This is a genomic window from Paucilactobacillus nenjiangensis, assembly GCF_008632615.1.
GTDB lineage: Bacteria > Bacillota > Bacilli > Lactobacillales > Lactobacillaceae > Paucilactobacillus > Paucilactobacillus nenjiangensis.
In genome coordinates this window covers 1,204,011-1,221,739 of record NZ_CP043939.1, presented here as the reverse complement: position 1 = coordinate 1,221,739, position 17,729 = coordinate 1,204,011, and the positions used below count along the sequence as shown (strand labels likewise).

Sequence of the window (17,729 nt, the reverse complement as noted above, 5' to 3'; positions counted from 1 at the left end):
AGGTATAATTATAGAAATTTACATTGATAATAATGAAAGCAAGTTGGTGGCAAATGGCACATGAACAAAATATGACACATACAGATGTCATAAAAATTGTAAAAACTTATATGAATCCTGAACACGTTGAAATCGTTGAACGGGCTCATCATTTTGCGGAAACAGCACATAATGGACAAGTACGACAATCGGGTGAACCATATATCGTTCATCCTATTCAAGTGGCGGGAATTTTAGCTAATTTACATATGGACCCAGAAACCGTAGCTGCTGGATACATGCACGATTTAGTTGAAGATACCGGTGTCACGATTGAAGACATCCGGATTTTATTTAGTGATGACGTGGCTCTGATTGTTGATGGGGACACTAAACTAAGTAAAATCAAATATAAATCGACTAAAGAACAAATGACCGAAAACCATCGAAAGTTATTGCTGTCAATGTCTAAAGATATTCGGGTGATGATTGTTAAGCTCGCCGATCGGTTGCATAACATGCGGACGTTGCAGCATTTACGTCCCGACAAACAACGACGAATTGCTAATGAAACGCTTGAAATCTACGCGCCAATCGCTGACCGGTTAGGTATCAGTACGATTAAATGGGAATTGGAAGATTTATCGTTACGTTATCTCAATCCTCAACAATATTACCGGATTGTTCATTTAATGAACTCTCGTCGTGATCAACGAATTGATTATATTGAAGATGCCATTAAAGAAATTCAAGGTGCAATTGAAGATCTTGATTTAGGACCAGGAACCAAAATCTATGGTCGGCCTAAGCATATTTATTCGGTTTATTGGAAGATGGTTTCTCAACACAAACAGTTCAGTCAAATCTATGATTTATTAGCCATTCGGGTCGTCGTGGATTCAATTAAGGATTGTTATGCCGTTCTTGGTGCCATTCATACTCGTTGGACACCGATGCCTGGTCGTTTCAAAGATTATATTGCGATGCCAAAGGTCAATGGCTATCAATCATTGCATACCACGGTCGTTGGTCCTGAAGGCCGTCCGTTGGAAGTTCAAATTCGAACCCACGAAATGCACGAAGTTGCTGAATTTGGGGTTGCGGCTCACTGGGCCTACAAAGAAGGCAAAACTTCTGGTGTGAAATCCAATGAGTCTGACAAAAAATTGAACATTTTCAAAGAAATTTTAGAACTTCAAAGTGAAACTTCGAATGCCGATGAATTCATGCAAGGTGTTCAAGGTGATATCTTTACCGATCGCGTGTACGCATTTACGCCAAAAGGGGATGTGTTTGAATTGCCTAAAGGAGCTGGTCCCTTGGACATGGCTTACACGATTCACACTGAAGTCGGGAACAAGACGACCGGTGCCAAGGTCAATGGCAAGATTGTGCCACTCGATTATGAGATTCAAACCGGTGATATTGTTGATATTTTAACTTCACAATCGTCATCTGGTCCCAGTCGCGATTGGGCTAACCTAGTTTATACTCGTCGCGCTCGGAATAAGATTAAACAATTCTTCCGTCAAGCTGACCGTGAAAAGAACATTTTGAACGGTAAAGAAATGATTGAACATCAATTACGTGATGATGGTTTCAATCCAAAAGAGATTGTCACACCAGATAAATCGAGTGAAATCTCCACCAAGTTACATTACAGCTCCAGTGATGATATGTTTGCGGCAATTGGCTTTGGGGATGTTCAACCTAAAGGGGTTGCCAACCGTTTCTCACAAGATGCACGTAAACAACAGGAAAGTGATCGTCAGCGTCAAGCTGAAAAGGAATTGCTTGAAGACCACAAGACACTGTCAGATGAAAAAGAAGTTTCTCATACCGAAAAGAAAAAGCGGACCGCTCAAGGTGGCGTAATTATCGAAGGTGTGGATAATCTGTTGGTTCGTTTGAGTCACTGTTGTAGTCCAATTCCCGGGGATGAGATTGAAGGATATATTACCAAAGGACGTGGAGTCTCAGTTCATCGCGTCGATTGTCCGAATATCAAAGCCGCCGAAGAACACGGTGAACGGTTAATTGCTGTTTCATGGGAAAACCCAGACGGTGATAACTCCAACTATAGTGCGGATCTGGAAGTTCAAGGTTATAACCGGAATGGTTTGTTGAACGATGTCTTAAAAACAATTAACAATAGTACAAAATATTTGAACTCTGTGAATGGAAAAGTTGATCACGATAAGATGGTTACCATCAGTGCTTCATTTGGTGTTCGCAATCGTGAACATTTGGAACGCATCATGGACAACTTGAAGAATATTCCTGATGTTTATGTTATTAAGCGGGCTATTCACTAAGTGATTGAACCGTGTAAAGATTTAGATAGATGCACCAAAACATCTTGTGTGAGTGAACCATTGCTTGCATGAGATGTTTCTGGTTATACATATGTTAAATATTTTCTAGGAGGCACCACATGCGAGTTGTATTGCAAAAAGTTAACCACGCGAAAGTCACAATTGAAAACGAAGTGGTGGGTTCTATCAAACAAGGATTTATGTTATTAGTTGGGATTGCACCAGACGATACAGAAGAAAACTTGGATTACTTAGTTCATAAAATTGTGAATGTCCGAATTTTTGAAGATGCTGATGGGAAAATGAATCTTGGTTTAAACGATGTTGATGGTGAGATTTTATCAATTTCACAATTTACTTTGTACGCTGATACCAAGAAGGGCAATCGTCCTGGCTTCTCAAACGCTGCCGGCCCAGATATTGCCGAACCGCTATACAACAAATTTAACGAAAAACTTCGCGCTGAAGGTATCCACGTTGAAACTGGTCATTTTGGAGCTGAAATGCAAGTTGAACTTGAAAATGATGGTCCAACAACGATTTGGTATGAGAAATAATAAGTGCGAACGACATTGCTCAGCTACTGAGTACTAACAAAGTTCAAAGAATGATTTCGAATTATGAAATCGAGTTGAACAAAGTTAGACGGAGGAAGCTAATGGAGAGAGCCGTTAAAAAAAGCGCAAATCGGTTTGAATTGAGAAGCCGTTACAAAATAAGTGCGAGCGACATTGTCCAGCTACCGAGTACTAACAAAGTTCAAAGAATGATTTCGAATTATGAAATCGAGTTGAACAAAGTTAGACGGAGGAAGCTAATGGAGAGAGCCGTTAAAATAAGTGCTAACGACATTGTCCAGCTACTGAGCACCGACAAATTTTTAATTAAGTATTTTTATCAAAATGGAGGGTTTCAGATGTATAGAAATTTCTTTTGGGATTTAGATGGCACGTTATATGATACTTATCCGCAAATGGTAGATTCATTCAACCAAATGCTGGAACACTTTAACGTACCTGCGCAAAAGCGTCGTAGTTATGAAATTATGCGTCAAGATACCTTGGGTAATGCCTTTGTGATTTTTGCTAAAGAAAATAATTTAGATATTAATGCAATGAAAGCAATCTACTACCCAATTGAAAAACAATATACTCATCCCAATATGGCTGAGGGTACACGAGAAGTTTTACAAGCCGTCATTGATCACGGTGGGAAGAATTACTTATTAACTCATCGTAATCGGACTGCCTTAAACTTTATGAAATTAGACGGACTATTGAATATGTTCAGCGATTTTGTCACGGCGGATGATCCATTTCCAAAGAAGCCAGATCCAACTTCACTAAATCATTTAATTGATACTAATTTAGTACCTAGAGAGGATGCAGTGATGGTCGGTGACCGGGATATGGATATCAATGCTGCTCATAATGCTGGTATTGAAGGTATTTTATTTGATCCAGATGACCTAATAGAAACAAAAGCCAATCCAAATCATCGTGTTCACACGATGAAAGAAATTGAACAATGGATTAAATAAACAAAAATGCACCGAGAATAAAAATTCTCAGTGCATTTTTTAATACTGACTTAAAATTCTATCAACAGAGGCGCCATAGGTTTCGCCAAATAATACGAGATGAAAGCCCAGATAATAAAATTGATACCAAGGCAATCGTTCTTGAAAACCAGGTTCCAGTGGATATTCTTGATTATAGGAATCATAAAAATCTTGGTCGAAGCCACCAAAAATAGTGGTCATTGCTAAGTCATATTCGCGGTCACCATAGAGTGCATCAGGATCAATCAAAGTGGGGGTGCCATCTGCTTCAAACATGTAATTGCCAGACCATAAGTCTCCATGCAATAAGCTAGGCACCACGTCATGAGTTTGATAGTAATCCACAAATTCCGCTCTCATCTTGTCAAATCCAGCTTGCCGAGTTGCATTCCAAACGTGTTTTTCTTTGGCCAAACGGGCGACCATATCGAGTCGTTGCTCACTATAAAATTTCGCCCATGAAGTTTGCCATTGATTGTTTTTGATCACTGCTTTGGATTGATGGTTAAAGTCAAAGCCAAATTTATCATTATGAACTAGGTGCATCGTAGCGACGGCACTACCCAAGTCTGATTGAAACCCATCCCCGGAGTTAATCCAGTTCAATAGTAAATAAGCATCGCCATCAATTTGACCTTGAGCAATCGGGGTAGGAACGTTGACCACTTTGCCAATCGCTTCGAGGCCCGCTTTTTCATGATCAAAATAATCAGCCGTTTTGTTTGGTTGAACTTTCAAAAAATATTCATGGTCCGTTGTATCGATTTTATAGGTATCATTAATATCGCCACCACTGACGGCACGATAGTCGATGATATTTGTAATTGGCAATTGCGCTAACCAGTCTTGATTCATCAAATCACCTTCGTTAGTTTTATGTAGTTGGAAACACCCACATAATAACACTCAAGTTCAAAATAAAAAAGCATCGCTAGGATGCTTTAATTATTGAAGTAAGTTTGTAAACCTTTGACCACTTTGCTGGCCACTTTGACCTGATAAGTTTTACTCTTAATTTTTTTGAAATCTTTGGTTTCGTTGATATAGCCCATCTCACACAATACGGCGGGACGTGAATTATAACGAATCACGTAGAAATTACCAAATTGGACCCCTCGGTTGGTGAGTGCCAAACCATCAAATTGGGCATTTAGAGCTTTTGCTAACTGTTTTGAAGCCCCATTATGATAGTAATAAGTCGTTAAACCACTGGCAGTGTTGCGTTCTGGTGAAGAATCAAAGTGGAAACTGATAAAGGCATCAGCCGAAACTTTATTGGAGGTTGCTGCAATCTTTTTCAGACTGACATACTTGTCGGTATCACGAATCATAATGACATGTGCACCTTGGGCCCGGAGTTGTGTTGCGACCGCCTTGGCCATTTGGAGCGTGTAAGTTTTTTCCATATACTTGGTTTTGGTACTGTCCTTATACTCGGCTCCAGAATCAGAACCGCCATGACCAGCGTCAATTACGATGGTAGCTTCCGACAGGTTCGAGGCTTTCTTGAGGTTATCTTCGCGATTGACTAACCAGCTGGCTACCCAGCCAAATTTGTGATCGTTAATCCGGACCTTGTACCAATTATCTTTTTCATCTAAGACGTTAAAGCGCGTCTTCTTATCTACTTTTTCGAGTGATTTGTATTTCAAACCAGGACCTGAGCGCACGTTGACGTCTTGGACGCTCACGACAATTGTTTTTTGGCGAGTCAGGCTAAAAACTAAGCCTAATGCTACAACAATGAAGGCGATGGTGAGAATAATTTGTCGTTTAGTTGGACGATAATTCTTCATTTACATGGTGCTCCTTAAGACGAGAGACATTTAATAGTATTTGATAAGTGTATGGATATTATTTCACAAAATCAAGGAAATTATTAAAATGGTTTGAAAATATTAGGTGATTGATTAAAACTCATAGTATATATTATACCGAAAATCGCCTCACAAACCAGATTTAAATCAATCAATAGATGCAATTTTACAAAAATGGAAACCATATTGACTTTACTAGTCAGTTTGAGTATCCTTATTAGGTAAGTTAAATATGAAATGCCGATGATAAAGAGGGCACGGTTCAATTGATTGAAAGAGAGCAAAGCGTAGGTGAGAGCTTTGCATTCAAATGACCGAGTTGACACTTTGGAGGTTGGAAGAAATTCCCGTCGCAAGACGTTATTAAATAGTGACTCTAAGGTGGTACCGTGCGAACAAAGCACCCTTGTAAATTTTACAGGGGTGCTTTTTATTCGTTTTCAGTGATAACTTAGACGAATTTAGGAGGAAAAAGCATATATGCGTTATCAACGTCCCAAAGGAACTGCTGATATTTTACCCGGACAATCTGAAACGTGGCACTTCGTTGAAGAAACCGCTCGTTTATTGTTTGGCGATTATCGCTATAACGAAATAAGAACACCATTGTTTGAAAGTTTTGACGTGTTTGCCAGATCAGCTGGTGACACATCTGACGTGGTGACGAAAGAAATGTATGATTTTCACGATAAGGGTGACCGCCATGTAGCCTTGCGTCCAGAAGGAACGGCTGGGGTGGTTCGTGCTTACGTTGAAAATAAATTATATGGACCAGAATTTGCGAAACCATATAAGGCGTTTTATATTGGACCAATGTTCCGGTATGAACGTCCGCAATCAGGCCGTCAGCGTCAATTCCATCAAGTTGGGGTGGAAGCGTTCGGTAGTGATAGCCCAGCCTTAGATGTTGAAGTAATCGCGATGGCAATTCAATTCTTTGAAACGTTAGGTTTAAAGGGATTGCGCGTGGCGGTTAATTCACTCGGGGATGCGGAAAGTCGAGCTAATTATCGACAAGCATTGATTGACTATTTGAAACCACATTTTGATGAATTGAGTGACGATTCTAAGGAACGACTAGAAAAGAACCCATTGCGAGTGCTGGATAGTAAAGATCCGAAAGATCAACAATTTGTTGAAGATGCACCATCAATTTTGGATTACTTAACTGATGATGCCCAAGACCATTTTGATGAAGTTAAAGCACTGTTAACTGAATTGAATATCGACTTTGATATTGACGAGACGATGGTTCGTGGTTTAGATTACTATAATCACACTATTTTCGAAATCATGATTGAATCCGAAGCTTTTGGTAAAGGATTTACCACTGTTTGTGGTGGTGGCCGTTATAGTGGCTTGGTTAAAGAATTTGGTGGACCAGCTGATGTTTCTGGTGTTGGTTTTGGAATTGGCCTGGAACGGTTGATTTTGTTACTTGAAAGCGAAGGGGTTCAAATTCCTACTGCCAATGATTTAGATGTGTACGTGGTTGGAATTGGTGAAGAAACGAGTCATGAAACCTTGAAACTCGTCCAAGCCATTCGTGGTTTTGGTTTTTCCGCTGATCGTGATTTCTTAGACCGGAAACCAAAAGCACAGTTCAAGAGTGCTGACCGTGAGCATGCCCAATTTGTCATGACACTGGGACAAAATGAATTGGACAATGGCACCGTTAATTTCAAATCAATGGCGACTGGTGAAGAAGAGTCAGTTCGCTTAGCAGATGTATATGAAGATTTCCCACAAATTTATGATCAACATTTTGAGGAGTAGAAGATATGAGAAGAACTAGTTATGCTGGCCTTGTCGATGAAAAATTCGTTGGCCAAGACGTTGTTTTAAAAGGATGGGTCCAAAAACGTCGTGATTTAGGTGGATTGATTTTTATCGATTTACGTGATCGAGAAGGAATCGTGCAATTAGTATTTAGTCAAGAATTTGGCGCAGATGCTTGGGCCGTAGCCGATAAATTACGGAATGAATATGTAATTGAAGTCGAAGGGGTCGTTAAGAATCGTGCTGAACGTGAAATTAACCCTAAGATGAAAACTGGTAAGGTTGAAGTTGAAATTCACAAGGCTACTTTATTAGCTGCTGCTAAAAACCCTCCATTTTATATTGAAGACGACATTAACGTTTCAGACGAATTACGTTTGGAATATCGTTATTTAGATTTACGTCGTCCAGAAATGCAAAAGAATTTAAAGATTCGCGCTGCTATTTCTCGTGCTACTCATAGTTACTTTGATAACCATGACTTCTTGGAAATCGAAACGCCTCAATTGGCTGCTTCATCTCCAGAAGGTGCGCGTGATTATTTGGTGCCATCACGTGTCTATCCTGGTCATTTTTATGCCTTGCCACAATCACCACAATTGTTTAAACAACTATTGATGGGTGCCGGCTATGACCGTTACTATCAAATTGCTCGTTGTTTCCGTGATGAAGATTTGCGTGGTGACCGTCAACCTGAATTTACTCAAATTGACGTTGAAACCAGTTTCTTATCAATTCCTGAAATTCAAGAATTGACTGAAGGACTCTTGAAGAAAGTAATGAAGGATGCAGTTGACGTTGAAGTTGGCTCAATTCCACAAATTACTTGGCAAGAATCAATGGACCGTTTTGGTACTGATAAGCCAGATATTCGTTTCGACATGGAATTACAAGACATTTCAGATGTTGTCAAAGATATCGACTTTAAGGTCTTTAATAATGCCATTGAAAATGGTGGCTTTGTTAAAGCTATCGTTGTGCCTGGTGGAGCTGAAAAGTATTCACGTAAAGACTTGGACAAGAAGACTCAATACATCGAACGTTTCGGTTCAAAGGGAATGGCTTGGATCAAGATTACGGCAGACGGCTTTACTGGACCAGTTGGTAAATTCTTGAAGGTTAAGGAAACTGAAATTTCTGAAGCCCTTGGTGCCAAAGAAGGCGACTTGATTTTGTTTGCTGCTGATAACTTTAAGATTGTTTCTGATACCTTGGGTTACTTACGTAATTCAATTGGTTCAGAAATGGGGATGATTGACGAATCTCAATTTGCCTTTATCTGGGTTGTTGACTGGCCATTGTTTGAATATGATGAAGGAATCAAACGTTGGATTTCTGCTCACCATCCATTCACGATGCCAAATGAAGAAGATCTTCATTATCTTGACGAAGGTGAAGATCCACATAAGGCTCACGCTCAAAGTTATGACATTGTCTTAAATGGTTACGAACTAGGGGGCGGTTCAATCCGTATCCATACTCGTGAAGTTCAAGAAAAAATGTTGAAAGCCTTAGGATTTACTCCTGAACGGGCCGAAAAAGCCTTTGGTTATCTCTTGAAAGCATTGGAAATGGGCTTTCCACCTCATGGTGGTCTAGCAATCGGATTAGACCGTTTTGCAATGTTACTTGCTAAACGTTCAAACATCCGAGATGTGATTGCTTTCCCTAAGAATTCAAAAGCAACTGAACCAATGACGAAAGCTCCAACAACAGTTTCTGATCAACAATTAACTGATTTAGGACTATTCGTGAGCCCAAACGTCGAAGAATAAGTTCGATTCAATAATGCTATATAAATTAGCAGACCATTATCGCTATATGTGATAATGGTCTTTTTGCGTCTTTAGACCTGGTTGAGCACGTCAAGTGTGCGAAACAAAAAACCACCTGCTATGCGGGTGGAGAGCAAATGGGTTATACAAAAATGCCCCCATCAGATTTAGAATGAAGGTGTCGAAGCCAACATAAAAAATCGAAAGGGAGCATTAAATATGGCGAATAAACTTAATAGTCTTGCGCACACAAAATGGTATTGCAAGTACCATATCGTATTCACACCAAAGTATAGAAGAAAAATCATTTATAATCAATATCGGAAGGATATACAAAACGATATTAGGATGTTATGCCAGTACAAAGGTGTTGAAATAATTGAAGGACACATGATGCCAGATCATGTACACCTGTTGGTCAGTATTCCACCCAAATTAAGTGTTTCAAACTTTATGGGATACTTGAAGGGCAAAAGTGCGTTAATGATGTTTGACCAACATGCGAATTTAAAATATAAATTTGGAAACAGGCATTTCTGGTCAGAAGGATATTATGTTAGTACAGTTGGTTTGAATGAGGCAACCATAACAAAATATATTAGAGATCAAGAAAAACATGATCAAGCAGTAGATAAATTAAGTGTTAAAGAATATGAAGACCCTTTTAAGGGTTCCAGGTAAGTAATAACGTCGCCACTTAAAGTGGCGGTAAAAGTGACAAATGCATTCAATTGGCTTTGATGAAATAAAAAGCCAGCGCCTTGAGACGCTGGCAAGTACATAGGGCTTATAGCCCATGAACAAACCACCCGTTTTACGGGCGGTTATGATTTTGACTACTTGACGTTTTTAGGTAAATGGTTTTACTTGTGAACGTATCAACTTGTAAAAGATTATATCGGTTGATAAGCAGAAGTTCACAAACCATGTCGTATTTAAGTGGCTCTAGTATTATTTCCGAATTTTTTTAAAAAATCTAAAAAAATCCGAACTATCAAATAACGTTATTGTATTGCCTTTTGTCGTTGTTGGCGTTAAATTATAAACAAGGGTTATCAAATATTATTACTTGATAATCACAAGGCGTAACATATATGCGATTCGATATTTTTGGGGAACATCTTGGGGAAGATGTATATCGGATGAAAAGAAAGTTATTTCTTTCACATAGTGTTACGTTTTGAATCATCTTTTGAGGAACCAACTGCGGTTGGTAAGATATTTATAAGACTGAACTTCAGTCGGTGTTGGTGGATTCTGATTTCAGACTCTTTTTTTTTGCCCAAATTTACATATCCCATCACATCGCGAAATGATATTTGATATACTTAGAAAGACGAGAAGGGCGAGTGAAATATGGAAGATATTCAAAAATTAATTGAAAAACATCAGTATTTTGGACGGGCAGGAACGGCGTTGATTTATGCCACGCTAGTTTCAATTGCGGTTAATTTTTTTTGGACGCCGGGTCATATTTATTCTTCAGGAGTAACCGGGGTGGCTCAATTAATTAATACCTTAACTGGCCGGTATGCACCATTTCAATTGAGCACTGCCTTAATGTTATTTATTTTAAATGTTCCATTGTTTATTCTGGCTTGGATTAAGATTGGCAAACAGTTTACATTTTTTACTATTTTATCAGTTGCCTTAGCCAGTATTATGATGAATACTTTGCATCCAATTGTGATTACCCATGATCCATTAGTTTGTGCAATTTTTGGAGGGGCAATCAATGGGTTAGGAACTGGGCTGGCGTTAAGATATGGTCTGTCTACCGGGGGCTTAGATATTATTGGTCTCACTTTGCGGAAAAAGACCGGTGCCAAAATGGGGACAATCAACATGTCCTTTAATTTCTTCATTGTTGTCGCGGCCGGATTTGTCTTTGGCTGGCCCTATGCGCTATATTCTGCTTTAGGATTAGTCGTGAATGCTTGGGTCATGGACATGGTCTATACGCGTCAACAGTTGCTACAGATTTTAATTGTCACTGGTCGACCAAAATCAGTCACTGACAGTATTCAAAATCATCTTCGTCGTGGGATTACGATTGTCCATCACGCAGAGGGTGCTTATAAACATGATGAAAAAGCGTTATTAATTACAGTAATCTCTAGATATGAAATGTACGAATTACAAGAAGCTATGGAAGAATCCGACCCACACGCTTTCGTCTCCGTCACTGAAATCAAACAAGTAATGGGACACTTTTATGAACCGGAGCTATAATATAGTGCTTTTTTCACCGGGCAGCACACGAGGATTAACAAAGACAGCTATATTTCGAATCTTGAAATTAGCTGACAAAGTTAAACGTAGTGGGTTGGTGATAAAAGCCAGATTGAAAGATGCCGTGACACATCTCGTTCAGCTGAGCACTAATGAAGGCAGTATAATTTCGGTATGTGAAATTAACTGACAAGATTAGGCGAAGAGAGTTGAGATGTGGAGCGTGATTAAGCTCAGTGGGTTGGTGATAAAAGCCGGATTGAAAGATGCTGTGATACATCTCGTTCAGCTCATGAGCACTAATGAAGGCAGTGTAATTTCGGTATGTGAAATTAACTGACAAGATTAGGCGCACATCGGTTATCTTACCTAATTACAAATGATGTGTATTGCAGCAATATTTGGAATATACTTATTTATATGGAAACAAACGAATTTATTTTATCTAAGTGGAGGAATATTATATGTTAATTGGATCTCATGTAGGATTTAAAGCACCAAAAATGTTATTAGGCTCAGCGGAAGAAGCAGTCAGTTATGGTTCTTCTACGTTTATGCTTTATACAGGTGCACCACAAAATACGCGTCGCAAACCTTTAGAAGAATTAAATATTGAAAAGGGTACTGCGTATATTAAAGAACACAATTTAACTAATATCGTGGTTCATGCGCCATATATTGTGAACTTAGCTAATCCCACTAAGCCTGATAAATTTGCCTTTGGTGTTGAATTTTTGACGGAAGAAGTACGCCGTTCAGCTGCTCTAGGAGCGACAGAAATCACTTTGCATCCAGGTTCGCACGTAGGAGCTGGTGAAGAGGCTGGAATTGAATCGTTAGTAAAAGGGCTCAATGAGGTCCTAACGTCTAATGACGGCCCTCAAATTGCGATTGAAACGATGGCCGGTAAAGGAAACGAAGTCGGAATCACATTTGAACAAATTGCCAAAATGATTGATGGAATTACTTACAATGACAGGGTCGCGGTGACATTTGATACTTGTCACACGAGTGATGCTGGATATAACATCAAAGATGATTTTGATGGTGTGTTAAATGAATTTGATCATATTATTGGTGTCGATCGATTGAAGGTCTTGCATTTAAATGATTCAAAGAACCCACAAGGTAGTCATAAAGACCGTCATGCGAATATCGGTATGGGTCATATTGGCTTTGATGCTTTAAATCATATTGCACATCATCCACAATTAGAGAATGTACCCAAAATTTTAGAAACACCTTATGTTCCAGTAGACGATAAAAACAAGGTTGCACCTTATAAAGAAGAAATTGCGATGATTAAGGCTGGTCAGTTTAATGAAAAGTTCATAGATGAAATCGTTAACAACGCTAAATAATCAGAGATTGTCAAAAAACATTGAAATATAATGCAATGTAATGTTGACTGATAATTTATATTTATGTATAATATTTTTGACGGTAAAACTGAAAAAGCAGTTTACAGTGTAATCTTAAGCTCGGAGGGAGGGAATTCATATGGCAAAAACAGTCGTTCGCAAGAATGAATCTCTTGATGACGCTCTTCGACGCTTCAAACGTACGGTTTCAAAAAACGGTACGCTACAAGAATATCGTAAACGTGAATTTTACGAAAAGCCTAGTGTTAAGCGTAAGTTGAAATCAGAAGCGGCACGGAAACGTAAGAACAAGAAGCGCTTCTAGTCGTTGATGCTCCTGAGTCGAATGTTATACATTCGGACGGGGGCATTTTCTTTTTGGAGAAATAAATTTATAATAGAATTAATCAAATATATTTGGAGGAATTTAACATGAGTTTATTAGAAACTTTACAATCAGATATGAAGACTGCTATGAAGGCTAAGGACAAAGATACCTTAAGTGTTGTTCGGATGCTTAAAGCTGCAGCTATGAACGAACAAATTAACGTTGGACATGACTTAACTGAAGAAGAAGAACTTTCTGTATTGTCACGTGAATTAAAGCAACGTAAAGATTCATTGGCTGAATTTGAAAAAGCTGATCGTGATGACTTAGTGGCACACACTAAGATGGAAATCGAAGTTGTTGAAAAATATATGCCAGCTCAATTGACTGATGAAGAAGTAAAGCAAATCATTGCTGACACAGTTAAAGAAGTTGGTGCTGACAGCAAAGCTGACTTTGGTAAAGTGATGGGTGCCGTAATGCCTAAACTTAAAGGCCAAGCAGATGGTAAGTTAGTTAATCAAACAGTTAAAGACCTATTAGCATAAAGTTGTTGATTTACATGAATTTGTGTTAATATTTTAGCTGATGTTAGTGGTGTGAACGCCACACTTTATCGTTTGATTACGTAAACTAACAGTTAGTATTTAAATTAAAACTGAGATATTTTTAATGTCCTGGTTGCACAATTAAAGGAGACGCTTGTTTGACTGAAGAATCTGCAAGTTACGAAAGAACATTTCATGTGAGTAATCCTGAAACGGAAGTCGGCCTGTTAGGCACACAAGATAAATTTGTGGCACTTCTAGAAGAGGGAATGGGTGTATCCATTAATCCATTTGGAGAAGATTTGAAAATCAGCGGTGATGAATTTGCCGTTGAAAAAACATTACAAATATTAAAAAAATTAACTGAATTGATTGGTCACGGTATTCGTCTTGGTAGTACAGATATCGTGAGCGCCATGAAAATGGCTGATCGCGGCACACTGGAATATTTCACGGATTTATATAATGAAGTGATTATAAAAGATCGCCAAGGTCGGTCTATTCGTGTGAAAAATTACGGCCAACGTCAATACATTAAAGCGATGCAAGAAAATGACGTGACCTTTGGAATTGGACCTGCCGGGACCGGTAAAACTTTCCTTGCGGTCGCCATGGCTGTTTCAGCGTTGAAAAAGGGCGATGTTGAAAAAATTATTTTGACTCGTCCCGCCGTTGAAGCTGGAGAGAGCTTAGGTTTTCTTCCTGGTGACTTAAAAGAAAAGGTTGATCCATACCTACGACCAATTTATGACGCGTTATATCAAATTTTAGGTGCTGACCACACGAATCGCTTAATGGATCGCGAAGTTATTGAAATCGCACCATTGGCATATATGCGTGGACGTACTTTAGATGGTGCATTTGTCATTTTGGATGAAGCACAAAATACAACTAATGCCCAAATGAAGATGTTTTTAACTCGTTTGGGATTTGGTTCTAAAATGGTAGTTAATGGTGATATTTCGCAAATTGATTTACCAAACGGTGCTCGCAGTGGGCTAGTGAGTGCACAACGTATTCTACAAAATATCAAACGAATTGAATTTGTCACGTTCAATGCTGATGATGTTGTCCGTCACCCTGTTGTTGCAAGTATTGTTAATGCGTACGACAAAGCCGATGAAGAAAAGCGAGCAAAATAATGGATTTAGAAATTTACAACCAAACCACTGGCAAAGGCGTTACAGATGATCAACTTAAGTTAGTTGAAAACATCTTGCAATACGCTGGTGAATACATTAAATTAAACGATAATACTGAAATGTCAGTCACGTTTGTCAATAATGACCGCATTCAAGAGATTAACAAAGAATATCGTGGTGTTGATAGGGCAACTGATGTGATTAGCTTTGCGATTGAAGATTCTTCCGAAGAAGATTTCCCAATTATTATCAGTGATGAAATGGAAGCAGAAATTCCTGACAATATTGGTGATATCTTTGTTTCGATTGATAAGGTTTCAGAACAGGCTAAATTTTTAGGACATTCAGATGATCGTGAGTTAGGCTTTCTTGTGGTTCATGGATTTTTACATTTAAATGGGTATGATCACCAAACTCAAGAAGATGAAGATGAAATGTTTACATTACAGAGGGATATTTTAGATGCATATGGACTCAAAAGATAAGCACCAGACAACTAAAAATAACCGACTAATTCAGGCGATGCGCCACGCAAGTGTGGGCGTATGGTCTGTTTTACGTCATGAACGAAACATGCGCATCCATATTTTTCTGGGCATTATTGCTGTTTTTCTAGGGATTTTATTGCAAATCAGTATCCTGGAATGGCTGTGGATTATTTTAGCAATTTTCTTTGTGATGATTAGTGAATTTGCAAATACAGTTGCTGAAGCACTAACAGATTTAATCGTTAAGAATAATTATGATCCAATTGCCAAACGTATCAAAGATGTCTCAGCCGGAAGCGTGTTAATGTCAGCTATTTTTGCTGTCATCGTTGGTGCACTAATCTTCCTACCCAAAATATTTTAGTAATTAACAAGAAAGAGTGAAAATTCATGGATAACCCCAATTTCAAATCAGGTTTTGTGGCCATTATTGGTCGTCCAAATGTTGGTAAGTCAACATTATTAAATCAAGTACTAGGCCAAAAAATCGCCATTATGAGTGATGTGGCCCAAACCACACGTAACAAGATTCAAGGTATTTACACCACCGACGAAGAACAGATTGTCTTCATTGACACCCCTGGGGTACATAAACCTCAAACGCAACTTGGTGATTTTATGGAAAAGTCTGCGATGTCAGCTTTAGATGAAGTTGATGCAGTCTTGTTTTTGGTGAATGCCGAAGAAAAACGTGGCGCAGGTGATAACTTCATCATCGATCGATTAAAAACCGTTAAGCAACCAGTTTTCTTGGTCATCAATAAGATTGATGCCATCCATCCTGATAAGTTGCTCCAAGTAATTGATCAATATAAAGATGCGCAAGTACATTGGCAAGAAGTTATTCCAATATCTGCCTTAAATGGAAATAATGTTGACGAACTACTTAACGAATTAACTAAATTATTACCTAACGGACCTCAATATTATCCAGAAGATCAAATGAGTGATCATCCGGAACGTTTTGTGGTCGCTGAATTAATTCGTGAAAAAATCTTTGAATTAACTCAAGAAGAAGTGCCACATTCTGTTGCGATTGATATTGAAAAGATTGAACGTGTCAATGATCAAAAGATTCAAATTCAAGCAACTATCATTGTGGAACGTCCTGGCCAAAAAGGTATCATTATTGGTAAGGGTGGTAAGATGATTAAAGATATCGGGATTCGTGCACGTAAAGATATCGAAGCATTGATGGGTGACCGCGTAAACCTCAAACTCTTTGTTAAAGTAGTTGAAGGCTGGCGTGACAAACCAACTATGCTTAAAGAATTTGGATATAAGAAAAAAGATTATTAAAACAGTGTGCGACAGCTAACGGGTGACCATGAGCATAGCGAAAAATATTGTATATACGATTTTTGTATGTACAATATTTAAGGCTAGGCGGAGTGGCCAGTTGGCTGGATCACAACTCAGACAAATAACTTAGGTATCGTTCAAAGGTGGTGGTTAACATGGCAACTAATCAGGAATTCAACGGGATTATCATGTACCGCCGTGATTATAAAGAACGAGATTTATTAGTTAAAATTCTCACTGATCAAATCGGCAAAACCATGTTCATGGTTAAAGATGCCAAAAAGCGAGGTTCACGCATTGGGCCTGCCGTGTTGCCAAATACTCATGGTCGATATGTTGGTACGTTAAATCAAACCGGGATGAGCTTTATCAATGCCGTGTTAGATGCCGAACAATACTTTAATATAGCGCAAGACATTTTTAAAAATGCTTATGCGACTTATATCTTGGCGTTACTAGATAGTGCTTATCAGGATAACCAACCACTGGGTCACTGGTTTGATACGATTTCAAACGCACTCACTTTAATAGATGAAGGTGATGACGAGCAAATCATTGCTAATATTGTTGAAGTGCAGTTGCTGGCGGCATTTGGTGTGCAACCAGAATGGCGATATTGTGCGATTTGTGGTCGTGATGATTTACCATTTGATTATTCGATGAAATACAATGGCTTAATTTGTCAGCAACATTTTCAGATGGATGAACACCGATTGCATGTTGATCAAAAAACCATCTTTTTCTTGCGACGCTTTTCCGTTATTAAGATGGAGCAAATTAATCATGTTAATGTCAGTGAAGAGACCAAAAAACATTTGCGCACGGTGATTGATCAAATTTATGATGAATCCGTCGGGTTGAAATTAAAAAGCAAAAAATTTATTGATGAAATGGGTTCCTGGAGTGACAAGTTAACCTTGAAGCCCCGGACAGATATTGACAAGAACGAGTGAGTCAACTATCATAATAACTATATAAATATTCAATGATGACGAAGAATAAATGGATAACAAGTAACAGCGATGCTGAGTAAGTGAAAGTCAGCAATGTCTATCCTCGGCACTTTATCAGTTGAAATGTAACTAAGCTGTTTTGCGTGAAG

17 protein-coding genes are annotated in these 17,729 nt (G+C 38.7%); 15 read left to right on the top strand and 2 right to left on the bottom strand.

Translation table 11 applies throughout. From position 1 onward, the window contains the following. Positions 1-53 precede the first annotated feature (53 nt). The 3 genes from F0161_RS06195 to F0161_RS06185 all read left to right on the top strand — a co-directional run bounded on the left by F0161_RS06195 (position 54) and on the right by F0161_RS06185 (position 3,834). Positions 54-2,294 (top strand): RelA/SpoT family protein, encoded by a 2,241-nt coding sequence (locus F0161_RS06195; RefSeq protein ID WP_150204655.1) that lies wholly within the window; start codon positions 54-56, stop codon positions 2,292-2,294. 119 nt (positions 2,295-2,413) lie between these two features. Further along, a complete protein-coding gene (gene dtd / locus F0161_RS06190) occupies positions 2,414-2,851 on the top strand; it encodes a D-aminoacyl-tRNA deacylase (RefSeq protein WP_137602287.1) in 438 nt (145 codons plus the stop codon). 359 nt (positions 2,852-3,210) lie between these two features. Continuing rightward, the gene (locus F0161_RS06185) at positions 3,211-3,834 is read left to right on the top strand and encodes an HAD-IA family hydrolase (RefSeq protein WP_190318839.1); all 624 of its coding nucleotides are present in this window, start codon (positions 3,211-3,213) and stop codon (positions 3,832-3,834) included. Between the two features lie 39 nt (positions 3,835-3,873). On the opposite strand, the gene F0161_RS06180 is transcribed toward F0161_RS06185, so the two are convergent. After that, positions 3,874-4,710 (bottom strand): fructosamine kinase family protein, encoded by an 837-nt coding sequence (locus F0161_RS06180; protein WP_150204037.1) that lies wholly within the window; start codon positions 4,708-4,710, stop codon positions 3,874-3,876. An 86-nt stretch (positions 4,711-4,796) separates the two neighbouring features. Beyond that, the gene (locus F0161_RS06175; protein ID WP_150204036.1) at positions 4,797-5,651 is read right to left on the bottom strand and encodes an N-acetylmuramoyl-L-alanine amidase; all 855 of its coding nucleotides are present in this window, start codon (positions 5,649-5,651) and stop codon (positions 4,797-4,799) included. 501 nt (positions 5,652-6,152) lie between these two features. On the opposite strand from F0161_RS06175, the gene hisS reads away from it, so the two are divergent. The 12 genes from hisS (at position 6,153) to recO (ending at position 17,580) form a co-directional block, all read left to right on the top strand. Further along, positions 6,153-7,448, top strand: a complete 1,296-nt coding sequence (hisS, locus tag F0161_RS06170; protein ID WP_137602283.1) for a histidine--tRNA ligase — start codon at positions 6,153-6,155, stop codon at positions 7,446-7,448. A gap of 5 nt (positions 7,449-7,453) precedes the next feature. Next, entirely contained in the window at positions 7,454-9,226 is a 1,773-nt protein-coding gene (gene aspS, locus F0161_RS06165) for an aspartate--tRNA ligase (RefSeq protein ID WP_150204035.1), read from the top strand. Between the two features lie 219 nt (positions 9,227-9,445). Continuing rightward, complete coding sequence (tnpA, locus tag F0161_RS06160) at positions 9,446-9,907, top strand: IS200/IS605 family transposase (RefSeq protein ID WP_150204034.1); 462 nt, start codon at positions 9,446-9,448, stop codon at positions 9,905-9,907. A gap of 675 nt (positions 9,908-10,582) precedes the next feature. Continuing rightward, entirely contained in the window at positions 10,583-11,458 is an 876-nt protein-coding gene (locus F0161_RS06155) for a YitT family protein (protein WP_150204033.1), read from the top strand. A gap of 464 nt (positions 11,459-11,922) precedes the next feature. Beyond that, positions 11,923-12,819: a deoxyribonuclease IV gene (locus F0161_RS06150; protein WP_150204032.1), complete on the top strand. Its 897-nt coding sequence runs from the start codon at positions 11,923-11,925 to the stop codon at positions 12,817-12,819. 139 nt (positions 12,820-12,958) lie between these two features. Further along, complete coding sequence (rpsU, locus tag F0161_RS06145) at positions 12,959-13,144, top strand: 30S ribosomal protein S21 (protein WP_010622233.1); 186 nt, start codon at positions 12,959-12,961, stop codon at positions 13,142-13,144. A 107-nt stretch (positions 13,145-13,251) separates the two neighbouring features. Continuing rightward, positions 13,252-13,695: a GatB/YqeY domain-containing protein gene (locus F0161_RS06140; protein ID WP_150204031.1), complete on the top strand. Its 444-nt coding sequence runs from the start codon at positions 13,252-13,254 to the stop codon at positions 13,693-13,695. A gap of 158 nt (positions 13,696-13,853) precedes the next feature. Beyond that, positions 13,854-14,837 carry a PhoH family protein gene (locus tag F0161_RS06135; protein WP_150204030.1) on the top strand — a complete coding sequence of 328 codons (984 nt, stop codon included), beginning with the start codon at positions 13,854-13,856 and terminating at the stop codon, positions 14,835-14,837. After that, the gene (ybeY, locus tag F0161_RS06130; protein WP_137602476.1) at positions 14,837-15,322 is read left to right on the top strand and encodes an rRNA maturation RNase YbeY; all 486 of its coding nucleotides are present in this window, start codon (positions 14,837-14,839) and stop codon (positions 15,320-15,322) included. The genes F0161_RS06135 and ybeY overlap by 1 nt, the downstream gene beginning before the upstream one ends. Then, the gene (locus F0161_RS06125) at positions 15,300-15,689 is read left to right on the top strand and encodes a diacylglycerol kinase family protein (RefSeq protein ID WP_404825379.1); all 390 of its coding nucleotides are present in this window, start codon (positions 15,300-15,302) and stop codon (positions 15,687-15,689) included. Before ybeY ends, F0161_RS06125 begins: the two co-directional genes overlap by 23 nt. Before the next feature lie 26 nt (positions 15,690-15,715). Continuing rightward, on the top strand, positions 15,716-16,624 hold the full coding sequence (era, locus tag F0161_RS06120; protein WP_150204029.1) for a GTPase Era: 909 nt from the start codon (positions 15,716-15,718) through the stop codon (positions 16,622-16,624). A 158-nt stretch (positions 16,625-16,782) separates the two neighbouring features. Further along, entirely contained in the window at positions 16,783-17,580 is a 798-nt protein-coding gene (gene recO, locus F0161_RS06115) for a DNA repair protein RecO (protein ID WP_137602474.1), read from the top strand. The last annotated feature ends 149 nt before the right edge of the window (positions 17,581-17,729 follow it).

Bases quoted from the DNA above. Each gene is read 5' to 3' on its own strand.
- F0161_RS06195 (WP_150204655.1), top strand. From the start codon at position 54: ATGGCACATGAACAAAATATGACACATACAGATGTCATAAAAATTGTA.
- dtd (WP_137602287.1), top strand. From the start codon at position 2,414: ATGCGAGTTGTATTGCAAAAAGTTAACCACGCGAAAGTCACAATTGAA.
- F0161_RS06185 (WP_190318839.1), top strand. From the start codon at position 3,211: ATGTATAGAAATTTCTTTTGGGATTTAGATGGCACGTTATATGATACT.
- F0161_RS06180 (WP_150204037.1), bottom strand. From the start codon at position 4,710: ATGAATCAAGACTGGTTAGCGCAATTGCCAATTACAAATATCATCGAC.
- F0161_RS06175 (WP_150204036.1), bottom strand. From the start codon at position 5,651: ATGAAGAATTATCGTCCAACTAAACGACAAATTATTCTCACCATCGCC.
- hisS (WP_137602283.1), top strand. From the start codon at position 6,153: ATGCGTTATCAACGTCCCAAAGGAACTGCTGATATTTTACCCGGACAA.
- aspS (WP_150204035.1), top strand. From the start codon at position 7,454: ATGAGAAGAACTAGTTATGCTGGCCTTGTCGATGAAAAATTCGTTGGC.
- tnpA (WP_150204034.1), top strand. From the start codon at position 9,446: ATGGCGAATAAACTTAATAGTCTTGCGCACACAAAATGGTATTGCAAG.
- F0161_RS06155 (WP_150204033.1), top strand. From the start codon at position 10,583: ATGGAAGATATTCAAAAATTAATTGAAAAACATCAGTATTTTGGACGG.
- F0161_RS06150 (WP_150204032.1), top strand. From the start codon at position 11,923: ATGTTAATTGGATCTCATGTAGGATTTAAAGCACCAAAAATGTTATTA.
- rpsU (WP_010622233.1), top strand. From the start codon at position 12,959: ATGGCAAAAACAGTCGTTCGCAAGAATGAATCTCTTGATGACGCTCTT.
- F0161_RS06140 (WP_150204031.1), top strand. From the start codon at position 13,252: ATGAGTTTATTAGAAACTTTACAATCAGATATGAAGACTGCTATGAAG.
- ybeY (WP_137602476.1), top strand. From the start codon at position 14,837: ATGGATTTAGAAATTTACAACCAAACCACTGGCAAAGGCGTTACAGAT.
- F0161_RS06125 (WP_404825379.1), top strand. From the start codon at position 15,300: ATGCATATGGACTCAAAAGATAAGCACCAGACAACTAAAAATAACCGA.
- era (WP_150204029.1), top strand. From the start codon at position 15,716: ATGGATAACCCCAATTTCAAATCAGGTTTTGTGGCCATTATTGGTCGT.
- recO (WP_137602474.1), top strand. From the start codon at position 16,783: ATGGCAACTAATCAGGAATTCAACGGGATTATCATGTACCGCCGTGAT.